The sequence below is a fragment of the Thiomonas sp. FB-Cd genome, from assembly GCF_000733775.1.
In the GTDB taxonomy this organism is placed as follows: Bacteria; Pseudomonadota; Gammaproteobacteria; order Burkholderiales; family Burkholderiaceae_C; genus Thiomonas_A.
The window spans coordinates 956,564-977,349 of the sequence record NZ_JPOE01000002.1 but is presented as its reverse complement, the minus strand read 5'-3'; the positions used below and the strand labels follow the sequence as shown (position 1 = coordinate 977,349).

Below are 20,786 nucleotides of genomic sequence, written 5' to 3'. Positions count from 1 at the left end.
CGAGGCACGCTTTGTCCGAAGTCAAACAAACGGGGAAATGCGCGAGGCTGTGCCATGGTCGAACCGGCAAAAGCCGACTTGTTCCAAATCAAACAAAGTCGGGAAATGGCCGCTTGCATGGAAACGCTGGGGCGCCCGAGGTTCTACACTGATTTCCACCCAAATCGCAGAAAAGGGGCCATGGGCGCTGGAAGGCAATGGGGTGCTCGGATGGCCGCACTTTGCACCCTGGCCGGCAAAGCGCGCGCGGTTTGGGGCGGCTTCAGACGATGGCGCTGGCTTGACGGTCGCCGTCGGAGTTGTTCAGCACGCCTTGCAGGAGACCGAGTTGAAACCCACGGACACAGCCGATCCAGACTACTTCCACAAAGTCGTTGATTGTCAGTGGGCCTGCCCGGCCCACACTCCGGTGCCGGAGTACATCCGTCTGATTGCGCAAGGCCGCAACGCCGACGCCTACATGGTGAACTGGGTCTCCAACGTGTTCCCCGGCGTGCTCGGGCGCACCTGCGACCGGCCCTGCGAGCCCGCCTGCCGCCGCGGCCGTGTCGAGCAGAACAACCGCGCACAGCCCGAGCCCGTGGCCATCTGCCGCCTCAAGCGTGTCGCGGCCGACCACAAGGGCGACGTCAGGAGCCGCATGCCGGCCATCGGCCCCAGCAACGGAAAGCGCGTCGCCTGCGTCGGCGCCGGACCTGCGTCCCTCACCGTGGCGCGTGATCTTGCGCCACTGGGCTACGCGGTGACGATCTTTGATGGGGAAGCCAAGGCCGGGGGGTTCATCCGCTCGCAGATTCCGCGGTTTCGCCTGCCCGAGGCCGTGATCGATGAGGAAACCGGCTACATCCTGGACATGGGTGTGGAGTTCAGGAGTGGGCAGCGCGTGCAGTCCATGCGCAGTCTGCTGAACGAGGGCTACGACGCAATCTTCGTCGGCTGCGGCGCGCCCCGTGGGCGCGATCTGGATCTTCCCGGACGCCGTGAGGCGGCGGACCTCGTGCACATCGGCATCGACTGGCTGGCCTCGGTGTCGTTTGGCCATATCACGAGCAGCGCAAAGCGCGTGATCGTGCTGGGTGGTGGCAATACGGCCATGGATTGCTGCCGCTCGGCCCGACGGCTGGGCAGCACCGACGTGAAGGTGATCGTGCGCAGCGGCTTTGCGGAAATGAAGGCGTCGCCGTGGGAGAAGGAAGACGCGCTGCACGAGGGCATTCCGATCCTCAACTTTCATGTGCCGAAAGCGTTCGTGCACGAAAACGGCAAGCTCACCGGCATGCGCTTTGATGTCGTCGAGGCGGTCTACGATGGCAACGGCAAGCGCACCCTCGTGTCCACGGGCGAGCCCGAGGTGTTTGTCGAGTGCGATGCCGTGCTGATCGCCGTGGGCCAGGAGAACGCCTTTCCCTGGATCGAGAGCGATGTGGGCATTGCGTTCGACAAATGGGGCTTGCCCGTGCTGCATGGCAGCACGTTCCAGTCCACGCTCGAGCGCGTTTTTTTCGGTGGGGATGCGGCCTACGGCCCGAAGAACATCATCACGGCGGTGGCGCATGGCCACGAGGCGGCCATTTCCATCGACCGCTTCGTGCACGCACAGGACGTGCGCGTGCGCCCGGCTCCGACCACCAACCTGATGTCCACCAAGATGGGGATCCACGAGTGGACCTATCACAATGACGTGTCCCCCGACACGCGATTTCGGGTGCCCTGGGCCGCCGCCGAGGTGGCTCTGGCGAGCATCCGAGTCGAGGTGGAAATGGGGTTCGACGCCGCCACGGCTTTCAAGGAGGCCAGCCGGTGCCTGAACTGTGACGTGCAAACCGTCTTCAATCGGCAGGCCTGCATCGAGTGCGACGCCTGCACGGATGTCTGTCCGATGGACTGCATCACGTTTACCCACAACGGCGAGGAGGCGGAGTTGCGCACGCGACTGAAGGCGCCGGCTCGCAACCTGACCCAGGCGCTGTACGTGTCGGCGCCGCTCAAGACCGGGCGCGTCATGGTCAAGGACGAAGATGTCTGCCTGCACTGCGGACTGTGTGCCGAGCGCTGCCCCACGGGGGCCTGGGACATGCAGAAATTTCAGCTCACGACCGTTCAGGCCGGCCCGTATAGCCGCGCCGCTCAACCCATTCCCAGCACCCTGGAGGTCGCATGAAACGCATCGAGGCGGTCAACGACTTCGTCATCAAGTTTGCCAACGTCAACGGCTCGGGCTCGGCCTCGGCCAACGAGCTGTTTGCCAAGGCGATCCTGCGCATGGGCGTGCCCGTGAGTCCGCGCAACATTTTCCCCAGCAACATCCAGGGGATGCCGACGTGGTACGAAGCGCGCGTGTGCGAAAAGGGCTATCTCGGCCGGCGCGGCGGGGTGGACATGATGGTGGCCATGAACCCGCAAACCTGGGCCGCGGACGTGGCCGAAGTTCAAAGCGGCGGCTACCTCTTTTATGACAGCACGCGCCCGGTGGCGGAGTCGGCGCTGCGCAAGGACATCGAGGTCATCGGCGTTCCGTTGACCGAGATCTGCAATGCGGCCTATGCGGACCCGCGTCAGCGGCAGTTGTTCAAGAACATCATTTATGTGGGCGCACTGTCGGTGCTCCTGGATGTGGACGCCGCGGTCTTCGAGACGCTCTTTGCCGAACAGTACCGGGGCAAGGAGTTGCTGCTCGAATCGAACGTGCGGGCCTTGCACCTTGGGCGTGATTACGTCAAAAACCATCTCCAGGCGCCGCTGGGCATCCGGGTGCAGCGCGCCGACAAGGTGGGCAACCAGATTTTCACCGACGGCAATAGCGCGGCGGCACTTGGCTGCGTCTACGGAGGGGCGACGGTTGCAGCCTGGTATCCGATCACCCCGTCATCGTCGGTGGCGGAAACCTTCCAGAAGTTCTGCGACAAATTCCGCGTCGAACCCCAAAGCGGCAAGAACAGGGTGGCGATCGTCCAGGCCGAGGATGAGTTGGCATCCATCGGCGTGGTGGTCGGCGCAGGCTGGAACGGCGCGCGGGCCTTCACGGCCACATCCGGCCCCGGCATCTCGCTGATGACGGAGTTCATCGGCCTGGCGTACTTTGCCGAGATCCCCATCACGATCATCGATGTGCAGCGCGGCGGACCGTCGACGGGCATGCCCACGCGCACCCAGCAATCCGATCTGCTCGCCTGCGCCTATGCGTCCCACGGCGACACCAAGCATGTCTTGCTGTTCCCGGAAGACCCGCATGAATGTTTCGAGCATGCAGCGGCCGCACTGGACCTTGCTGAGCGGCTGCAGACACCGATCTTCGTCATGAGTGACCTGGACATCGGGATGAACCAGCGCCTGTGCAAGCCGTTCACATGGGACGACGCGCGCGCCTATGACCGGGGCAAGGTGATGACCGCGGAGGAGCTCGAGGCCGGCAAGGACTTTGGTCGATACAAGGATGTGGATGGGGACGGAATTCCCTGGCGCACATTGCCTGGCACGCACCCCACGCTCGGCAGCTATTTCACGCGCGGCACGACCCGTGATCCGTACGCGCGCTATTCGGAGCGGGGGTCCGACTACGTGTACAACATGGAACGGCTGCTGAAGAAGTTCAAGACGGCGGCCGCGCTTGCGCCGCAGCCCGAGCTGCGCCGCGCCGAGCGTGCAACGCGGCTTGGCGTGCTGTACTTCGGCTCGACCAGTCCGGCCATGCGCGAAGCGCTCGATGTGCTAACGCAGCAAGGCTACGAGCTCGATGCCTTGCGGCTGCGCGCATTCCCGTTTGCCGAGTCGGTGAGCCAGTTCATGGCGGAACACGACAAGGTGTTCGTGGTCGAACAGAACCGCGACGCCCAGATGCACACGCTGTTGGTCAACGAGCTGTCGATCGATCCGGCGCGTCTGGTGAAGGTGCTGCATTATGACGGCACGCCCATCACGGCGCGCTTCATCAGCGAAGCGATTGCCCAAAACCTGACCCCGGTGCAGACGGAGACCCCGCTGCAAAAGGAGGCGGCATGACGTACCTTGCGAAGCCGAAACTGCATCACCCAACCCTCACCACCAATGCGGTCGGGTACACGCGCCGCGACTACGAGGGCCGCGTGTCCACCCTGTGCGCCGGTTGCGGCCATGACTCGATCTCGGCAGCCATCGTGCAGGCCTGCTGGGAGCTCAATATCGAGCCCCATCGGGTCGCCAAGCTCTCCGGTATTGGATGCAGCTCAAAGACACCGGACTATTTTCTCGGCGCCTCGCACGGCTTCAACACCGTGCACGGGCGCATGCCCTCGGTGCTCACGGGCGCCAACCTGGCCAACCGGGATCTGCTGTACCTCGGGGTCTCCGGCGATGGCGATTCGGCCTCCATCGGTCTGGGGCAGTTTGCCAACGCCATGCGCCGTGGCGTGCGCATGGCTTACATCGTCGAGAACAACGGTGTTTACGGACTGACCAAGGGACAGTTCTCTGCCACGGCCGATCGCGGCTCCAAGAGCAAGAAGGGGGCGGTCAACCGGGACAATCCGGTGGATCTGGTCGGTCTGGCCCTGCAACTGGGCGCCACGTACGTCGCGCGCAGTTTTTCAGGTGACAAGGAGCAGCTTGTGCCCCTCATCAAGGGCGCACTGGAACATGGCGGCGCAGCATTCATCGACGTCATCAGCCCGTGCGTGACCTTCAACAACCATAGCGGCAGCACCAAGAGCTACGACTACGTGCGCTGGCACGACGAGGCCGTGAGCCGCATCGACTTTCTGCCGGCGCACAGCGAGATCACGGTGGACTATGCTGCCGGCTCGACGATCGACGTGCTGCAGCACGACGGCTCCACGTTGCGCTTGAGCAAGCTGCACGCGGACTATGATCCAACCGATCGTTACGCAGCGCTGAGCTACATGCACGAGCGCCAGGCGCGCGGAGAAATCGTCACAGGCTTGCTGTATCTGGATCCGGTTGCGGTGGATCTGCACGTGTCGCTCAATACGAGCGACACGCCGCTCAATACACTGCAGGCGAGCGAGCTTTGCCCCGGCGCGCAGGCGCTTGAGAAGATCAATGCATCGCTGCGCTGAAGGCGTCTTGCCAGGGTTCGGGTTGCCGCAGTAGGGTCGGGAGGTTGATCATGACTGAACGCACGGTTTTCCAATCGATGTCGCACCGCCACGTCATTAGCCTGGCCCCGCAGGCCAGCGTGTGGGATGCGGCCTGTGTCATGACCAAGGCCAATTGCGGCAGCGTCCTGGTCATTGACCCCTCGGGGCGCATGGTGGGCATCGTGACCGAGCGCGATTTGATGACGCGCGTGCTGGCCAAGGCCCTCAATCCGCAAACGACCAAGCTGTCGGAGGTCATGACGCATGATCCGCAGTGCGTCGGGCCCGACACGAAAGTCTCCGAAGCCGTGCTGATCATGATCGAGCGCGGCTTCCGGCATCTACCGGTCGTGGCGCCCACGTCGAAGATCCTTGGGGTGTTCTCGGTGCGGGACGCGCTGCCACGCGAGATCGGCGCTGCGATCAACCTGGCGGAGTTTCACGACCAGGTCAACGACGCGCTGGGCTGAGCCCCGTCGCCGGCCCTCCTTGGGGCCGCACGGCGGCTCTGGCCCAGCCGGGCGCACACCCCCGAGCCCGCCCCGGCACGGGGACGAGGTTCCCGCCGCCGCAATGCGTGCGCAACGCACGCCTGCTTGGCATCTTGCCGCCCTGCACTTTGGCACTACCCGTGTCCGGATCGTCGCCTGACGCGGGTGCATAGGGGGCGGCAAGGGCGCCTGGGGGCAGAAAAGGGGCGAATGTGTGCATTTATTCACCGCGTGGGCGGTGGGGCGTTCCTAAACTTCGAGGCATCCAAACGGGACTGGGTGAGGGAGGCGATCATGGACGAGGAGCGGATGCAGGAGGTGGCATCGGGGCAGGCGTGGAGGCGCGGGCGCTGGCTGGCGTCGGATGCGGAGCCGGTGGTGCTGCAATCGGCGGCGCACCCGCAGGGGCATGCGGCGATGCTGGTGGGGGTGCGCGACGGCGAGCGGATCGTGGTGCTGGTGGCGCAGGCGCTGGCGGCGGAGCATGCGTACCGGGTGACGGGGTGGACGGCGGCGGCGGGGCATCGGGACGCGATGGGAGAGATGGATGCGGTGGGGACGTGGTTCGAGCTGGAGAGCTGCATGCCGGGGCGGCGCGCCGGGGAGCAGCGGCTGGGGCATTACGTGGGGGTGCTGCGGCGCGTGGGGCGCAAGGCTGAGGGCGGCCGCGGGCGATCATGACGCAGGCGCCAATCTTCATGGGGCACCCGCACGGGGTGCAAGCGCAGCTGGCGTGGCTGGAGCGGTTGCCGGCGAGCGTGGTGGTGATCGTGGGCGACCGCTTCCGGTATGCGAATGCGGCGGCGCTGGAGCTGATGGAGGCGGGGCAGGGCGAGGCGTTTGTGGGGCGCGCGGTGGTGGATTTCATCCATCCGCTGGATCTGCACCGGGTGCTGGCGCGCATCCGGCGCGCCGAGCGCGAGGCGGTGTCGAACCCGCCCACGGAGTTTCGGGCGTTGACGTGCAGCGGGCGCCAGCGGGTGGTGGCGATGACGAGCAACCACGTGGAGCACGAGGGGCAGGGCGGGGTGCTGGCGGCGTTCCTGGACATGAGCGAGCGCGCGGCGATGGAGCAGCGGCTGCGGGAGACGGACGAGAATTTCCAGCGCATCATGCACACGATGCAGGATGTGTTTTACCGCACGGATGCGCAGGGGATCACGCGCTATGTGTGCCCGGCGGTGAAGAACGTGCTGGGGTACGAGGCGCAGGAGATCATCGGCTTGCCGGCGGCGGCGTTTTACCCGGACATGCGCGAGCGCGATGCGCTGATTGCGGCGATTCGCGAGCAGGGGTTCGTGCACGATTTTCCGGGGCGCATGCGGCGCAAGGACGGGGTGATCATCGACATATCGATCAGCACGCAGGCGCTGCGCGACGAGCAGGGGCAGTACGCTGGGGTGGAGGGGATCTGGCGCGACATCACGCAGCGCAAGGCGATGGAGCGCGAGCTCGAGCGCATGGCCACGCACGACGATCTGACGGGGCTGGCGAACCGGCGCGAGATACTGGAGCAGCTGGAGCAGGCGCTGCAGCGGCGGCGGGACCGGCGCGCGCAGTCGCCGCTGTCGGTGCTGATTCTGGATCTGGACCATTTCAAGCGCATCAACGACGGGCATGGGCATGCGGTGGGGGACCGGGTGCTGCGCCAGGTGGTGGATGCGGTGGAGGGCAGGCGGCGCAGCGTGGACCGGCTGGGGCGGCTGGGCGGGGAGGAGTTCCTGCTGATTCTGGAGGGGGCTGACGCGGACGAGGCATACCGCGCGGCCGAGCGCATCCGCCAGGGGGTGGAGGAGGCGCCGGTGGATCTGGGCGAGGGGCAGGTGACGCACCTCACGGTGAGCATCGGGTATGCGCAGGCGCTGGCTGAAGACCGGCGCGCCAGCGACCTGCTGGAGCGCGCCGACCGCGCGCTGTATCACGCCAAGCACCTGGGGCGCAATCGGGTCTCGGCTTGAGCATGGACACCGCACATCCCCGACTACAGCGCCACAAGGCGCTTAGTCGTGGGAGCATTCACATCCTCGTGCTTGTCCAAATAAATGCTGTAAGGGTCGCCGCAAGCCACTGTTTCAGAGAAGCAGTGCCGTGCCACAACCCGCCAACAACAATGGCATGCCGATGATGACGACGATAAGTAGCAGTCGAGACATAATGAACCCCTTTCATATGAGACGCGGAATGGAGTGGAACTTGCCATTTCAACAGTCAAGTGATAACTTGACGACACGAAGATTAAGCAGATGGCAAGGTGAGCTCTATCCGATATCAGTCATCGCGGCGTTTTTCGCTCGATGCGCCGCCCACGCATTCAGGGGGGATCAACTGCCTGGATCCCTCATCGCGCTGTTCACCGCGAGCCCGCCTGCTCTGGTTTGGATCGCTCCACGACTGACGTGGAGCTGGCTGGATCCATGCAGTACAAATGGCGCCGTCGATGCAATCCACCCAGATCGAATCCGGCGCCTTTACTGGGCAATACCAACAACTCGAACTGCCGAGCGGATTCGTGAGAGTCGAACGGCAGAGTCGCCTCGTGCTCAGGCGGCAGCACGTCCCGGTCGAGTGCTGCACGCTGAGCGCGATCTGCGAGGTTTCCCTTCCGGAGGGTGGGGGCGGGCCGGACTTGCTGTCCAGGGGCGCCATCGCGTATGTGCCAGGTCGCAAAGACCATGAAATCCTCTTGCCTGCCAGCGAGATTTTTTCCTGCCGATTGAGTCAATCCGCGTTCCTGCGAGAAGCCGATACGCTGGGCCACCTTGTCCCGGGGCGTTGGCGTCAACCGCTGCTTTTTGTCGGCGTCGCACCGGGCGATTTGAACGCGGTGGCCAATACGCTGCTCTGTCTCCAACATTTGAGCGCATTGTCGTCATCGGTCGCACTCGACCATGACCTGCTTGCGTCATTGATGATGGCTCGCTTGGTTGGCCTTCTGTTTGCACCAGCGCGTCGCCCCGAGCAAATGCTACGCATCGATGCCTATTGCCTCGCACAGCGTGCGCGCGCCATGATGAGGAACACGGCCATACCGTTGACCGTGATCGACCTGTGCAGCGCGTTGGGGGTCAGTCGCTCCACTTTGCAGCGCTGCTTCTTGCAAGCCTTTGGAATTCCGCCGCGCTTGTATCTTCGTACTCTGCGATTCAACGAAGTGCGGCGCGCCTTGCAAGCGCCAAACGCCGAAGACGTTTCCGTGACATCGACCGCCATGCGCTGGGGCTGCTTCCACTTGGCGCGGTTCGCGCACGATTACTACACACAGTTTGGCGAACTTCCCTCTAAAACGCTCAAAGGCGCACGTCCCCGTCGAACCCATCCCAGATCTCTGCGCCGTCAAAGATGAGCGTCTTTTGCCAGATGGCGCGGCACACGGCGCCCTGGAGCCACGATCACGCACGGGCGTGCCGTCTTGAAGTGACTTCGAAACGCAGGACTCCGAGTCACCAGGCAAATTTCCCCGCGATTCGCCAGTCCAACTTCTCATCGGTGTCGCCATCAAACGCGCCGATGATGCGACGATCGCGCCATCCCCGAGGGTCATGGCGACGCTCAGCGATGGGTTGTTGACGTTCCGCAGTTCCACCCCGGTCTGCGAATAGCATTGCTTTTCGAGCCTCGGCTGGATCTCCACAATCTCCACAACGGCCGGGCCCAATCTCCACAATCTCCACAAGGAGCAACCGCGGCGTCCAGGCAAACGCGCGCGCGGGAACGGTCGCAACGCCAAGCGCACCGCCGCGCGCAGCGGCTCAGGCGAGGGCGCAGACGGTGGTTGACGCCTCCCACCGAACCAACGGCTGGCTCAAGTCGACGCCGCGGCGCATCGCGGTCATTTCGGCCACAATGCTCATGGCGATCTCCGGCGGCGTCAGCGCACCCAGGCGCAATCCAACCGGCCCGCGCAGGCGAGCGGCCTCCTCGGCGCTGACGTCAAACTGCAGCAACCGCTCACGGCGCTTGGCGTTGTTGTGCATGGATCCCAACGCGCCCACATAGAACGCGGGCGTGCGCAGCGCCTCCATGAGCGCCAGGTCGTCGAGCTTGGGGTCATGTGTCACCGCCACCACCGCACTGTTGTGGTCCAGGTTCATGGCCAGCACCAGGTCGTCGGGCATCAATGTGGACAGGGTGACGCCGGGCAGTTCGCTCCAGCCTTCGTGATATTCGGTGCGCGGCTCGCACACCGTGACCTGATAGTCGATCATCACCGCCATCGATGCCAGGTAACGCGAGAGCTGTCCGCCACCGATGATGAGCAGGCGCAGGCGCGGGCCGTGCACGGTCACGAGATGGGTGCCATCGAACGTCACGCGGTCGCCGTCAAGTGCCGGCTCCAGGCGGACGAGGCCCGTTTTCAGGTCCATGCGCCGCTGCACGCGATGGCGGCGCTCAATGTCCACCAGCAGCTCGCGCAGCTGCGAGTGCGGCGCCAGCGGCTCCAGCACGATCTGCACCGTGCCGCCACAAGGCAGGCCGAAGCGGCGCACCTCCTCGGCGGTTTGTCCGTAGGTGGTGACCTCCGGCTTGCGCAAGGCCAGCTCCCCGCGGGCCACACGCTCGATGAGGTCATCCTCGATGCAGCCGCCCGACACGGAACCGGCTACCTGCCCGTCGTCACGGATGATCATGAGCGAGCCCGGTGGACGCGGCGCCGAACCCCAGGTGCGCACCACGGTGCCGAGCGTGACCCGGTGTCCCTTGTCCAACCATTGCAGCGCGGTGCGCATGACTTCGATGTCGACGCTATTCATGATCCACTCCAGAACGTGAGAGCGGGGCGTGCGGGGACTCTTCCGGCGCATCGCCGCCAACCGAAAAACCCGGTGCAAGTGCTTGCCGAGGACAGCCGCACAGACGAGGCACTGCGCCCCAGGCCCGGCACCGGCCGAGCGATGGCAACGGCGCTGCACGGCCGGCGTACGGCTGGCACAGGCATGGGCTCACGCATCGGCATAGGCGTGCAGCTGATCGGAGCCCGAACTCGCGTGCACGCTGGCGTTGAAGGACACAATGATGCGCTCGGCTTCGCCCGCATAGGGCATGGCCTGGTGTGCAAGCCAGGACGGGAACACAACCAGCTGCCCTGGCAAGGGCGGCACATCGAGATGGGGTGAGAGCAGGTAGGCGTTGCCGAAATCCATGTGGGCGCCGCCCAAATGGTTGAAGTGGGGGCCGTAAAAGCGCGTGACGCCGTTGCCTGCGCCCAGAACCGGATGCGCTGCGCGTTGCGCCTCGGGGTCTACCTGCAGGCAATACACGCCCGACCACGAGCAGTTGCCATGGGTATGCACGTCGTGGTGGCTGCCCTGGCTGGCGATCTGGAACCACATCCCGCGCAGGGCGATCTGCAGGCCGGGCGTGGCCACGGGCCAGGCGCCCTGGTTGGCCAGCACGACGGTCTGGCGCATGCTGTCGACGATGAAGCCAACGAGCGCGTCCCACTCGGGCAGGCGGATGCGCTCAAGCAGGTCGTCGCCACTGGCGTAGAACGCTCGCCTGTCGTGCGGCGCATTCGGATCGGTCGCGCGCATGGCCTGGAACACCCGCGCCAGCAGGCTGTTGACGGAGTCGGCCTGCGCAAAACGGTGCAAGCCCAGGGGCGTCGGCCACAGCGCAAGCAATGGAGTGGGCGTGAGCATGTCGCGATGGGTCACGCCGAGCGCACGAGGTCTGCCGGCCAGCGCAGCTGGTGGCCTGTGCGCGCGGCCAAGGCCTCGATGTCCTCCGGGGTGTCCACGTCGATGCGGTAGCGCTGGTTGGGCGTTGCCCAGTGCTGCACCTCATCGGGGTGCGCGGCTTGCCACTGGCGGCAGCCGATGCGGGCGTCGCCGTTCAGAATCTGCTCGCGCACGGCGGCGCTGAACATCACCGGGTTCCCCGGCTGGCCATCCACCGTGGGCTGCACGACCTGCGCGGGGGCCGCGCGTTTCTTGTATGCGCCAATCAGATCGGTAATGTCCTGCGCATGAATCAGCGGCTGGTCGGCCAACGCCACCAGCACGGCGTCGATTTTTGAGGACAGCGCCTGCAGACCCAGGCGCAGCGACGACACCTGCCCCGCATCGGGCTGCGGGTTGTGCACCACAGTGACGGGAAACTCCTGCACGGCTTGCTCGATCCGCTGCGCATGGTGGCCCAGCACCACCACCAACTCGTCCACACCGGCGCCCGACAGCGCAATGATCTGGCGCCGGATCAGCGGGACGCCGCCGAGCTCCAGCAGGCTTTTCGGGCGATGGCCCATGCGCGAGCCCGAACCCGCGGCCAGCAGCACCGCACCAACGGCGAGCCGGCTGTACAGCCCGCCGCCTCCTTTGAGAATGCAACCCATGGTGCTTCAGCCCCCGCAGCAGGATTTTTTGGGGGCCGCTGCAGGCGCTTCGGCCACAGCCGCCGCCTCAGCGGTTTGCGCCACGGCCGCGGCGGCCATTTTCGCCGCACCGCCACAGCAGGAATGGGCTGGCGCCGCAGGCTCTTGCGCCGTGACGGTCGTGGCCGGCAGCGGCTCGGCCGCCGTGTCCGCGGTGGCGTGCGCGGGTGCACGGCGTGCGGCCACCACTGCTGCCAGCACCGACAGCGCGATCTCCTCGGGGGTTTGCGCGCCGATATGTTCGCCCGCAGGCGCCACGATGGCCGCGACCTGCTGCCCATCTTCACCGCTGGCGACGAGGCTTTGCTTGAGCACCGCGGCCTTGCGGGCGCTTGCCACGAACCACAGTCGCGTGGGCCGCAGGCCGAGCGCAGCCTTCAGCGCCTGCAGGTCGCGTCGGCCCTGGGTGGCCACGACGGCAAAGGCTGGCGTCGGAAGCGCTTCGCGCACGCTGGCCGCGTCGTCGGTGGCCAGAACCTGTTCGGCATCGGGGAAGTCCGCTTCGGTCGCGCCCTCGGCCGCCACCGATACCGAAAACCCCACGCGCGGCGCCAGCGCCGCCAGCGCACGCGCCACAGGCGAGTCCCCAAGCACCATCAGGCGGGGCGCGGGCAGCACCGGATCGATGAAGAGCTCGAGCGTGCCGCCCGAATGGCAGGCCATGCCGAACTCGAGCACGTCGCCCAAGGTGCGCTCGGCGGTGGTATCGGTGGGGGTGATGCGGATCGTGCGCGGCCGTCCGTCGGCCAGCGCCTGGCGCACGGTTTTGATGACGGCCGGCTGGGCGCAGCCGCCGCCGATCCAGCCGTGAATGGCGCCGTCAGCGGTGACCAGGGCCTTGTCGCCGGCTCGGGCCGACGCGGGGGCTGCACGCGCAGCACGGAGACAAGGGCAAAGGGCTGCTGCTGGGCCTGCAGCCGGGCTGCGGCGTTGATCCATGCGGAGGTGTTCATGGCATGCTCCTGGTGAAAGCGAAAAACCGGTCAGTGCAGCAAGGGGCGCGCGGCTGCGAGGTCGCTCAGGCGCGCCAGGGGAATGAAGCGGTCCACGCAGATGCGCGAGCGCTGCAGCGCAGCCGCCGCCGGCACTTCACGCGTGGGGTGAAACCAGGTGATGCGCGCGCCGTGGGCGCGCACCGCGCGCAGCGCTGCGGGCAGCGCGTCAGGCTCGGCGGTGTCGAAACCGTCGGAAAAAATCCAGACACGGGAGCCGCGGTTGAGCTGGGCGCGCGCGTGCACGCGCACGAAGTCCTGCAGGCTGTGCGCAATGCGCGTGCCGGCGCCAAAACCCGCGGTCACGGCATTGATCTTTTCCTGGATCGCCGCCGAGTCGCGCTGCATCAGGGGGGTGATCTCGGCCAGTCGCACATGGAAGACGAACACGCGCGCCTGGGCGGCCACGGCGAAGGCGCGCGCAATGCGCAGGAACAGCGGCGCGTGCGACTCCATGGAGCGGCTCACATCGGCCAGGATGAACAGACGCGGCGTTTCGCGCCGCTGCACTTGCCAGGCCGGGCGAAGCGGCTGCCCGCCCCACGCCACGCTTCGGCGCAGCGTCTGACGCAGGTCCAGACGCTGACCCGGCTGCGCCGTGCGCCAGCGCCGGGTCAGACGCGGCCGCAGTTGCGCCGTGATCCGGCGAGCCAGCTGCTGCAACGCGCCAAGCTCCTGCGGAAGCCACATCTGTCCATCGCGCTGGTGCAGCGCTTCGGTGCTGCTGGCGCCTCCCATGGCGCGCGGGCTGCCAGCGTCGTCGGTGGGTGTGCTGGTGGCGCCAGCCTCGCTGGCGGACAGCGGCGCAGCTTTGCCCGGCGCGCTGCCGGGCTCTGAACGCTGCATCTGCTCATGCAGGCTTTGCACCGCCTGGCGCAGGTCGCGCGAGGCGCGCGTGTGGCCGCTGACGCGGATCTGGCCCTTGAGACGGTGCGCATACCAGTAGCGCTCGAAGAGTTCGGGCCATTGGCGCCAGTCCCGCGCTGCGTGGCACGCAATGGCGCGCCACGCAGCGCGCAGCTGATCACCCTTCAAGGCGCCGAGGGCGAGGGCGGCCTGCAGCATGGCCTGCTGCTCGGCCACACCAACCTTCAGGCCGTGGTCGCGCAGCATGCTGGCAAAACCCGCCAGGCTTTGGCCAGGTGGTACCGCGTGCTGCGTGCGCGTTGAATTCATGGTCCCGCGATCACCGTATCGGCCTTTTCGGCAACACCCACCGTGCGCCGTCCCTCCACCAGCTGCGACGCACGTTCGCCCGTCAGCAAGAACCGATCCTCGCGGGTCTTGAGCAGACATCCCAGCGTGGTCAGCAGCACGGCGGTGTCGTCGGGCAGGGTGTGCTGGTTGAGCTGGTGCAGCGCGCGCACCCAGTCCAGGGTCTCGGCGATGCCTGGTGTCTTGGCCAGGTCTTCATGGCGCAGGCGCTGCACGAACTGCACGCACTCCTCCACCAGCCGGGTGTCGGCCTCGGGAACGGCGGTCTTGACGATCGCCACTTCACGCGCCACCGTGGGGTAGTCCAGATAGTGGTACAGGCAGCGGCGGCGCAGCGCGTCGGAGAGCTCGCGGGTGCCGTTGCTGGTGAGGATGACCTGCGGGATATGCTGTGCGCGGATGGTGCCGATCTCAGGCACCGTGATCTGGTAGTCCGCCAGAACCTCCAGCAAGAAGGCCTCAAACGCTTCGTCGGCCCGGTCGATCTCGTCGATCAGCAGCACGCAGGGGCCTGTCTGGCTGATGGCCTTGAGCAAGGGGCGCTCGAGGAGGAAGTCGCGCGCAAACACGTCGGATTCCCGCACGGCGTCGCCTCGCCCTTCATGCAGGCGGATGGCCATGAGCTGGCGCCCGTAGTTCCACTCATAGGCGGCCTGCGCCAGGTCAAGCCCCTCGAAACACTGCAGCCGCACCAGCTCGGCCCCCTGGGCGGCCGCCAGCGCCGTGGCCAGCGCCGTCTTGCCCACGCCGGCATCGCCTTCGATCAGGAGCGGGCGTTGAAGCCTCTGGGCCAACCAGACCGTGGTGGCCAGATCGGTATCGGCCAGGTAGCCCACGCGCTGCAACTGCTCGCGCAGCGCGCGCTCATCCAGGGGTGGGGTTGGGCTGGCCATGGCTTGAGGCCGTTCAGGTGCGTTTGGCAAACAGGCCAAGCCACCAGTTCCGGATCAGAGCCCAGACGATGGCCAGCCCGTTGATCTCACGCGCCACCTTGGGCGCCGCTGCGGGCGCAGGGGCCTGGGACGCGGCGCCGGGCGTGGCCGCGCCCGGGGCGGCGGGCAAGGCGAGGGCGGCCTGGCGGAAATTTTCCACGAACTGGGCCAGGAGCATCTCGGAGACCGAGACCATCATGCGCCCGCCGAATTGGGCGAATTTGCCGTTGACGATGACGGTGGAGTCGCCATGCAGCACGGCGTGCGCCGGGTTGGCGGGGTCGGGCTCGATGGCGGCTGCAAGGTCCATCGACGCCGAGGAGCCGCCCTTGTCGGCACCCTTGCCGCGCAGCACCATCTTGTGGGCGTTGTCGTCTTTGTCCACCACGTCCACCGTGCCCCCGAACTGGGCCACGGCCGGCCCCACCTTCACCCGCACGCCACCCTTGTAGGACGTGTCGGAGAGTTGTTCGGTGAGTTCGGCACCGGGCATGCACGCAGCCACGGCCCTGAGGTCGCTCAGGATCGCCCAGGCGCGCCCCGGATCCACATCCAGCGGGTACCGTTTATCGAGTTTGACTTCCATGAATGCCTTGTTGGGGTGGGATCGGAATCAGAGATTGGCACCGTGGGCCTTGAGTTCTTTCCAGACGCGAAACGCGTTGTGGGGCATGTCCATGTGGGTCATGCCCAAATGGGAGAACGCATCCACCACCGCTGAGGTGAAGGTGGGGATGGAGCCCACATGCGGCGACTCGGCCACGCCCTTGGCGCCGATCGGATGGTGCGGCGAGGGCGTGACGGTGTGGTCGGTGTCCCAATGCGGCGTCTCCACGAACGTGGGCAGGAAGTAGTCCATGAGCGTATTGCCCAACAAATTGCCCTGCGCGTCGAAGGGCATCTGCTGACCCATGGCCACGGCGAAGCCCTCGGTCAGGCCACCGTGGATCTGGCCTTCGATGATCATCGGGTTGATGCGCGTGCCGCAGTCGTCCAGGGCATAGAAACGGCGGATCTTGGTCTCGCCCGTGCCGCGATCAATGTCCAGGACGCAGAGGTAGATGCCGAAGGGAAACGTGAAATTCGGCGGGTCGTAGTAGTGCACCGCTTCCAGGCCGGGTTCCAAGCCCTCGGGCGGCTGGTGGTAGGCCTGCCAGGCCACATCGGCCATGGTCTTGAACTTGCTGCCGTCCCCCTTGACCTTGAAGCGATCGACTTCCCAGTCCAGGTCGTTTTCGTTGACTTCCAGCATGTGCGCGGCAATCTTCCTGGCCTTTGCATGGATCTTGCGCGCGGCCATGGCAATGGCAGCACCCGCCACGGGCGTGGACCGCGAGCCGTAGGTGCCAAGACCATAGGGCGCCGTGCTCGTATCGCCTTCCTCGACCTGGATCACCTCGCTGGGGATTCCAAGCTCGGTGGCGATGATCTGCGCGTAGGTGGTCTGGTGCCCCTGACCCTGCGTGATCGTGCCCATGCGTGCAATCGCGCTTCCGGTGGGGTGGACGCGGATTTCGCAGGAGTCGAACATGCCCACGCCCAGAATGTCGCACATCTTGCTCGGGCCGGCGCCCACCACCTCGGTGAAGGTGACCAGACCGATGCCCATGAGCGTGGGGCTGTTGGGGTCGGCGCGCTTGGCGGCCTGCTCGGCGCGCAGCGCCGGGTAGTCAACCGCGTCGAGCACCTTCTTCAGCGCGGTGTGATAGTCGCCGGAGTCGTATTCAAAACCGAAGGCACTGGTGTAGGGGAACTGTTCCTTGCGGATGAAGTTCTTGGCGCGAATCTCGGCCTTGTCCATGCCCAGTTTCTGCGCCAGCACGTCGACCATGCGCTCGACCAGATAGACGGCTTCGGTGACGCGGAAGCTGCAGCGGTAGGCCACGCCACCCGGCGCCTTGTTGGTGTACACGCCCTTGACGCTGGCATAGGCCGCCGGGATGTCGTAGCTGCCCGAGCAGATGTGGAACATGCCGGCCGGAAACTTCGTGGGATCGGCGCAAGCGTCAAACGCGCCATGGTCGGCCACCACGTTCACGCGCAAGCCGGTGATCTTGCCGTCGGCCGTGGCGGCGATCTCCCCATCCATGTGGTAGTCACGGGCAAAGGCGGTGGAGGAAATGTTCTCGATGCGATCCTCCACCCACTTCACCGGGCGTCCCAGCACGATGGAGGCGACGATGGCGCACACGTAACCGGGATAGATGCCGACCTTGTTGCCGAATCCCCCACCGATGTCGGGGCTGACGATGCGCACCTTGGACTCGGGAATGCCCGAGAGCATGGACACCACGGTGCGCACCACATGGGGCGCCTGGGAAGTCATGTAGGTGGTCAGCTCGCCGCGGATTGGATCGAAGCTGGCCACGCAGCCGCAGGTTTCCAGCGGGCAGGGGTGCACGCGGGGGTAATACATGTGCTGCGAGACCTTCACCGCCGCGGCGTCGAAAGCCGCGTCGGCAGCAGCCTTGTCGCCGGCGTCCCACGTGAAAATGTGATTCGGGTGCTCGCGCTTGCCATGCGCGCCTTCGGTCTTGCCCGCCAGGTCTTCGCGCAGCACCGGCGCGTCGGGCGCCAGCGCGGCGTAGGGATCGAGCACCACGGGCAGTTCGTCGTATTCAATCTCGACGGCTTCCACGGCATCGGCTGCGATGTAGCGGTCGTCGGCGATCACGATCGCCACTTCCTGCATCTGGAAATGCACCTTTTCATCGGCAAGCACGGCTGCCACATCGCCCGCCAGGGTCGGCATCCAGTGCAGCTTCAGGGGCTTGAGATCATCGGCGGTCAGCACCGCGTGCACGCCGGGGATCGCCAGCGCCGCTTCCTTGTTGATCTTCTTGATGCGAGCGTGGGCCACGGGCGAGCGCACGATGTCCATGTGCAGCATGCCGGGCATCTTGATGTCGTCGACGTAATTGCCCTTGCCCTGGATGAATCGGGCATCTTCCTTGCGCAGGCGTGAGGCGCCCATGCCGGCCAGCGCGAGTTCGCGGGCTTCGGCGGTTGGTACTGGTGCATTCATGTGTGTGTCTCCGGCGGGTTGCTCTGGGCGATCCGTGTGTATCAGGCCGTGGCGGTCTGGCTTTCCTGCAGCTTCCTGGCGGCGTACTGCACGGCCTTGACGATGTTCTGGTAGCCGGTGCAGCGGCACAGGTTGCCGCTCATGCCCGTGCGGATCTCGGCCTCCGTGGGGTTGGGGTTTTCCTGCAGGAACCGGTAGGCGCGCATCAGCATGCCCGGTGTGCAAAAGCCGCACTGCAGGCCGTGTTCCTTGTAGAAACCCTCCTGCACGGCGTGCAGCACACCCTTGTTCGCCAGGCCCTCGACGGTCAGCACCTCGGAGCCGTCGCACTGCACGGCCAGGTGGGTGCACGACTTGACCGATTGGCCGTCGATATCGACCGTGCAGGCCCCGCAGTGGCTGGTCTCGCAGCCGATGTGGGCGCCGGTGAGGTTGAGTTCCTCGCGCAGGAAGTGAATCAGCAGGGTGCGGGGTTCGACCGCCTTTTCCACGTTGCGGCCATTGACGTTGACAGTGATCAGTTTTTTGCTCATGGGGTTGCTCCGGCAGCGGGTTCAGGCACAACGGGACCAGGCTTTGGACAGGGCGCGCTTGACCATCTGGCCGGCCATCGCGGTCTTGTATTCCACGTCGCCCCGCAGGTCCTCGGCAGGCTCGCAGATGGCGGCGGCAGCGTCGGCGGCCGCCTGCAGCGTGGCGGCGTTCAGCGGCTGGTTCAGCAGCGCGCCCTCGGCGGCCTCGGCACGCAGCGCGGTCGGCGCCACATTGGTCAGCGCGATGCGCACATGGCTGATCGTGTCGCCGCTCTTGCGCATGACCACTGCGCAGCCGGCCGTGGCCCAGTCACCGGTTTTGCGCTTGAGTTTCTCGTAGGCCCAGCCCGTGCCGTGTGCGAAGGCAGGCACGCGGATTTCACACAGGACTTCGTTTTCCTGCATTTGCGTCATGTAGGGGCCGAGAAAGAACCCGTCGGCGGCCACCGTGCGGCGCCCGTCAGGGCCTTCGAGCACGAAGGACGCCTCGAGTGCAATGGACAGGGCCGGGTGGTCGTTGCCCGGGTCGCCATGGGCGATATCGCCGCCGATCGTGCCGCGGTTGCGCACCTGGGGATCCGCAATCTGCGTGGCGGCTTCGGCCAGCAGCGGCACTTTGGCCTGCACGATCGGCGAGGTGATCAAGGCGTGTTCGACGGTCATGGCGCCGATCACCACCGTCGCCCCGTCTTCGCGGATGCCGCGCAGCTCGGGGATGCGGTTGATGTCGATCAAGTGCGCGGGCTCGGCAAAGCGCAACTTCATCATGGGCAACAGGCTGTGGCCGCCTGCAAGCAGCTTGGCTTCCGAGCCGAGCTGGCCCAGCAGGGCCACGGCTTCGCTCAGGGAGCGAGGCGCGTGGTACTCGAAACGCGGTGGGATCATGCTTGTCTCCAGCAGTTGTCGTTGTCGTCATTGATTTCCGTCAATGACATATTCACGAAACGAGTTTAGAGAACTTTGCATTTCGGCGTAAGGGCCCACCATTGCAGGGCACTTTGCACCAAATCCGCGTTTTCTTCACGGAATGCGCATCGCGCTGCACGAACTGCTGAGAACGCGTTTTGCCGCGAGCGCAATACAGGAATGTCCCTAGATCGCGACCGGCGCGGCGCTGGATACGGCGCCTCGGGCCCGCTTCAGGAGCCCGAGCGCGGCGCGCAGCTGCGCCACCTCGCCACGCGCCACCGGGATGGGGGGTCCGGCGTGCTTGCCGCGCAGCACGATGTGCGTCTTGCTGCCCTCGCGACCGAGTTCGGCCACGGCCTGCAAGTTGACGATGAAACAGCGGTGCACGCGCATGAAGTGTGCCGGGTCGAGTCGGGCCGCCAGGTCGCCGATGCTGAGGTTGCAGAAATGGAAGCCGTCCCGGGTGAGCACGCGGGTGTAGTGCGCCTGCGATTCCAGGCACAGCACATCGGCCGTATCGACAAACGCCACCTTGTGGTTCGCCACCATGGGAATGCGGGAGAGGCGGCGGTGGGCCTGCAGCGACTCGGGTGCCGTGTCGTCGTTCGTCACAATCTGTGTGACGTCATAGAAGACCAGGGCAAATCCCGTTGTGGTGCCGAGATGATCGGCCAGCCGGGTCACCTTGATCAGCAAGACCTGTTCGGGAATGTTGATGATCATCGTCATGGGCGTGGCATTGGCCACCGGGCATCGCGAGGCCTCGTCCAGGAGGAAATTGACTTTCGGCTTGGAGCGCTCGGGGTGAAAAGACGCCACCAGCTTGTCGAATGGCTGTTTTTCACCCACAGGAAGGACCTTGCGTGCGAAGTCGTTCATGGCCAGCACGGTGCGCCGCTCGTCGAGGTGAACCACGCCCACCTCGAATTTCTCGAACAGGTACAAAGCCGAACTCGGTGTTGCTCGTGCATCCATGTCTTGTCTCCACCCGGCTTGGAGTGTCCTTTTGGTCGCCGTTTTTTGCAAGATTAACCGACGCAGCCCACGGGCCTGCCGCGGGATCCCGGCCGATGCACCGGTCCGCTGCCGCCGACGGCCGTCAATCCACGCGGAGTCCTGGAGGCATTCGCCTGGAAAGGTCTTGATCCGTTGGCTTCGTGCGCACACAATGCCGCATGGCGGGCCGGGAGTGTTCCAATCCCCGGCTGCGCATGGCGCTGCAAGCGCCCGCGCCATGCGGGCCAGAC

Annotated in this window: 18 protein-coding genes; 7 read left to right on the top strand and 11 right to left on the bottom strand. The window is 65.8% G+C overall.

All coding sequences use genetic code 11. The annotated features are described in order from the left end of the window. Positions 1–328 precede the first annotated feature (328 nt). The 7 genes from CD04_RS0104790 to CD04_RS22450 all read left to right on the top strand — a co-directional run bounded on the left by CD04_RS0104790 (position 329) and on the right by CD04_RS22450 (position 8,906). Positions 329–2,161 (top strand): FAD-dependent oxidoreductase, encoded by a 1,833-nt coding sequence (locus CD04_RS0104790; protein WP_031404649.1) that lies wholly within the window; start codon positions 329–331, stop codon positions 2,159–2,161. Further along, positions 2,158–3,999 carry a 2-oxoacid:acceptor oxidoreductase subunit alpha gene (locus tag CD04_RS0104785; RefSeq protein WP_031404648.1) on the top strand — a complete coding sequence of 614 codons (1,842 nt, stop codon included), beginning with the start codon at positions 2,158–2,160 and terminating at the stop codon, positions 3,997–3,999. The genes CD04_RS0104790 and CD04_RS0104785 overlap by 4 nt, the downstream gene beginning before the upstream one ends. Further along, a complete protein-coding gene (locus CD04_RS0104780) occupies positions 3,996–5,051 on the top strand; it encodes a 2-oxoacid:ferredoxin oxidoreductase subunit beta (RefSeq protein ID WP_031404647.1) in 1,056 nt (351 codons plus the stop codon). The genes CD04_RS0104785 and CD04_RS0104780 overlap by 4 nt, the downstream gene beginning before the upstream one ends. Before the next feature lie 50 nt (positions 5,052–5,101). Further along, positions 5,102–5,542, top strand: coding sequence for a cyclic nucleotide-binding/CBS domain-containing protein (locus tag CD04_RS0104775; protein ID WP_031404646.1), 441 nt, complete (start codon positions 5,102–5,104; stop codon positions 5,540–5,542). Between the two features lie 231 nt (positions 5,543–5,773). Next, the gene (locus CD04_RS23565; RefSeq protein WP_156030094.1) at positions 5,774–6,244 is read left to right on the top strand and encodes a hypothetical protein; all 471 of its coding nucleotides are present in this window, start codon (positions 5,774–5,776) and stop codon (positions 6,242–6,244) included. A gap of 17 nt (positions 6,245–6,261) precedes the next feature. Then, positions 6,262–7,521, top strand: coding sequence for a GGDEF domain-containing protein (locus tag CD04_RS0104765; RefSeq protein WP_051849222.1), 1,260 nt, complete (start codon positions 6,262–6,264; stop codon positions 7,519–7,521). A 479-nt stretch (positions 7,522–8,000) separates the two neighbouring features. After that, positions 8,001–8,906 carry a helix-turn-helix domain-containing protein gene (locus CD04_RS22450; RefSeq protein WP_197033021.1) on the top strand — a complete coding sequence of 302 codons (906 nt, stop codon included), beginning with the start codon at positions 8,001–8,003 and terminating at the stop codon, positions 8,904–8,906. Positions 8,907–9,312: 406 nt separating this feature from the next. On the opposite strand, the gene CD04_RS0104750 is transcribed toward CD04_RS22450, so the two are convergent. The 11 genes from CD04_RS0104750 to CD04_RS0104700 all read right to left on the bottom strand — a co-directional run bounded on the left by CD04_RS0104750 (position 9,313) and on the right by CD04_RS0104700 (position 20,514). After that, positions 9,313–10,314: an XdhC family protein gene (locus CD04_RS0104750; RefSeq protein WP_031404642.1), complete on the bottom strand. Its 1,002-nt coding sequence runs from the start codon at positions 10,312–10,314 to the stop codon at positions 9,313–9,315. A 189-nt stretch (positions 10,315–10,503) separates the two neighbouring features. Further along, positions 10,504–11,202, bottom strand: a complete 699-nt coding sequence (locus tag CD04_RS0104745) for a TIGR02466 family protein (RefSeq protein ID WP_031404641.1) — start codon at positions 11,200–11,202, stop codon at positions 10,504–10,506. 11 nt (positions 11,203–11,213) lie between these two features. Then, positions 11,214–11,894 (bottom strand): NTP transferase domain-containing protein, encoded by a 681-nt coding sequence (locus CD04_RS0104740; RefSeq protein WP_031404640.1) that lies wholly within the window; start codon positions 11,892–11,894, stop codon positions 11,214–11,216. A gap of 6 nt (positions 11,895–11,900) precedes the next feature. Then, positions 11,901–12,872, bottom strand: coding sequence for an XdhC family protein (locus CD04_RS21395; RefSeq protein ID WP_051848937.1), 972 nt, complete (start codon positions 12,870–12,872; stop codon positions 11,901–11,903). Between the two features lie 44 nt (positions 12,873–12,916). Then, on the bottom strand, positions 12,917–14,101 hold the full coding sequence (locus tag CD04_RS0104730; RefSeq protein ID WP_031404639.1) for a VWA domain-containing protein: 1,185 nt from the start codon (positions 14,099–14,101) through the stop codon (positions 12,917–12,919). After that, positions 14,098–15,033, bottom strand: a complete 936-nt coding sequence (locus CD04_RS0104725; protein ID WP_051848936.1) for a MoxR family ATPase — start codon at positions 15,031–15,033, stop codon at positions 14,098–14,100. The genes CD04_RS0104730 and CD04_RS0104725 overlap by 4 nt, the downstream gene beginning before the upstream one ends. Positions 15,034–15,046: 13 nt before the next feature. Continuing rightward, positions 15,047–15,658 (bottom strand): SRPBCC family protein, encoded by a 612-nt coding sequence (locus CD04_RS0104720; protein ID WP_031404637.1) that lies wholly within the window; start codon positions 15,656–15,658, stop codon positions 15,047–15,049. Positions 15,659–15,685: 27 nt separating this feature from the next. Then, complete coding sequence (locus CD04_RS0104715) at positions 15,686–18,097, bottom strand: aerobic carbon-monoxide dehydrogenase large subunit (protein WP_031404636.1); 2,412 nt, start codon at positions 18,095–18,097, stop codon at positions 15,686–15,688. A 41-nt stretch (positions 18,098–18,138) separates the two neighbouring features. Next, positions 18,139–18,630 carry a (2Fe-2S)-binding protein gene (locus CD04_RS0104710; RefSeq protein ID WP_031404635.1) on the bottom strand — a complete coding sequence of 164 codons (492 nt, stop codon included), beginning with the start codon at positions 18,628–18,630 and terminating at the stop codon, positions 18,139–18,141. Positions 18,631–18,651: 21 nt separating this feature from the next. Then, positions 18,652–19,515, bottom strand: a complete 864-nt coding sequence (locus CD04_RS0104705) for a xanthine dehydrogenase family protein subunit M (protein ID WP_031404634.1) — start codon at positions 19,513–19,515, stop codon at positions 18,652–18,654. A 207-nt stretch (positions 19,516–19,722) separates the two neighbouring features. Then, the gene (locus CD04_RS0104700; protein WP_197033020.1) at positions 19,723–20,514 is read right to left on the bottom strand and encodes a LytTR family DNA-binding domain-containing protein; all 792 of its coding nucleotides are present in this window, start codon (positions 20,512–20,514) and stop codon (positions 19,723–19,725) included. Positions 20,515–20,786: the final 272 nt, after the last annotated feature.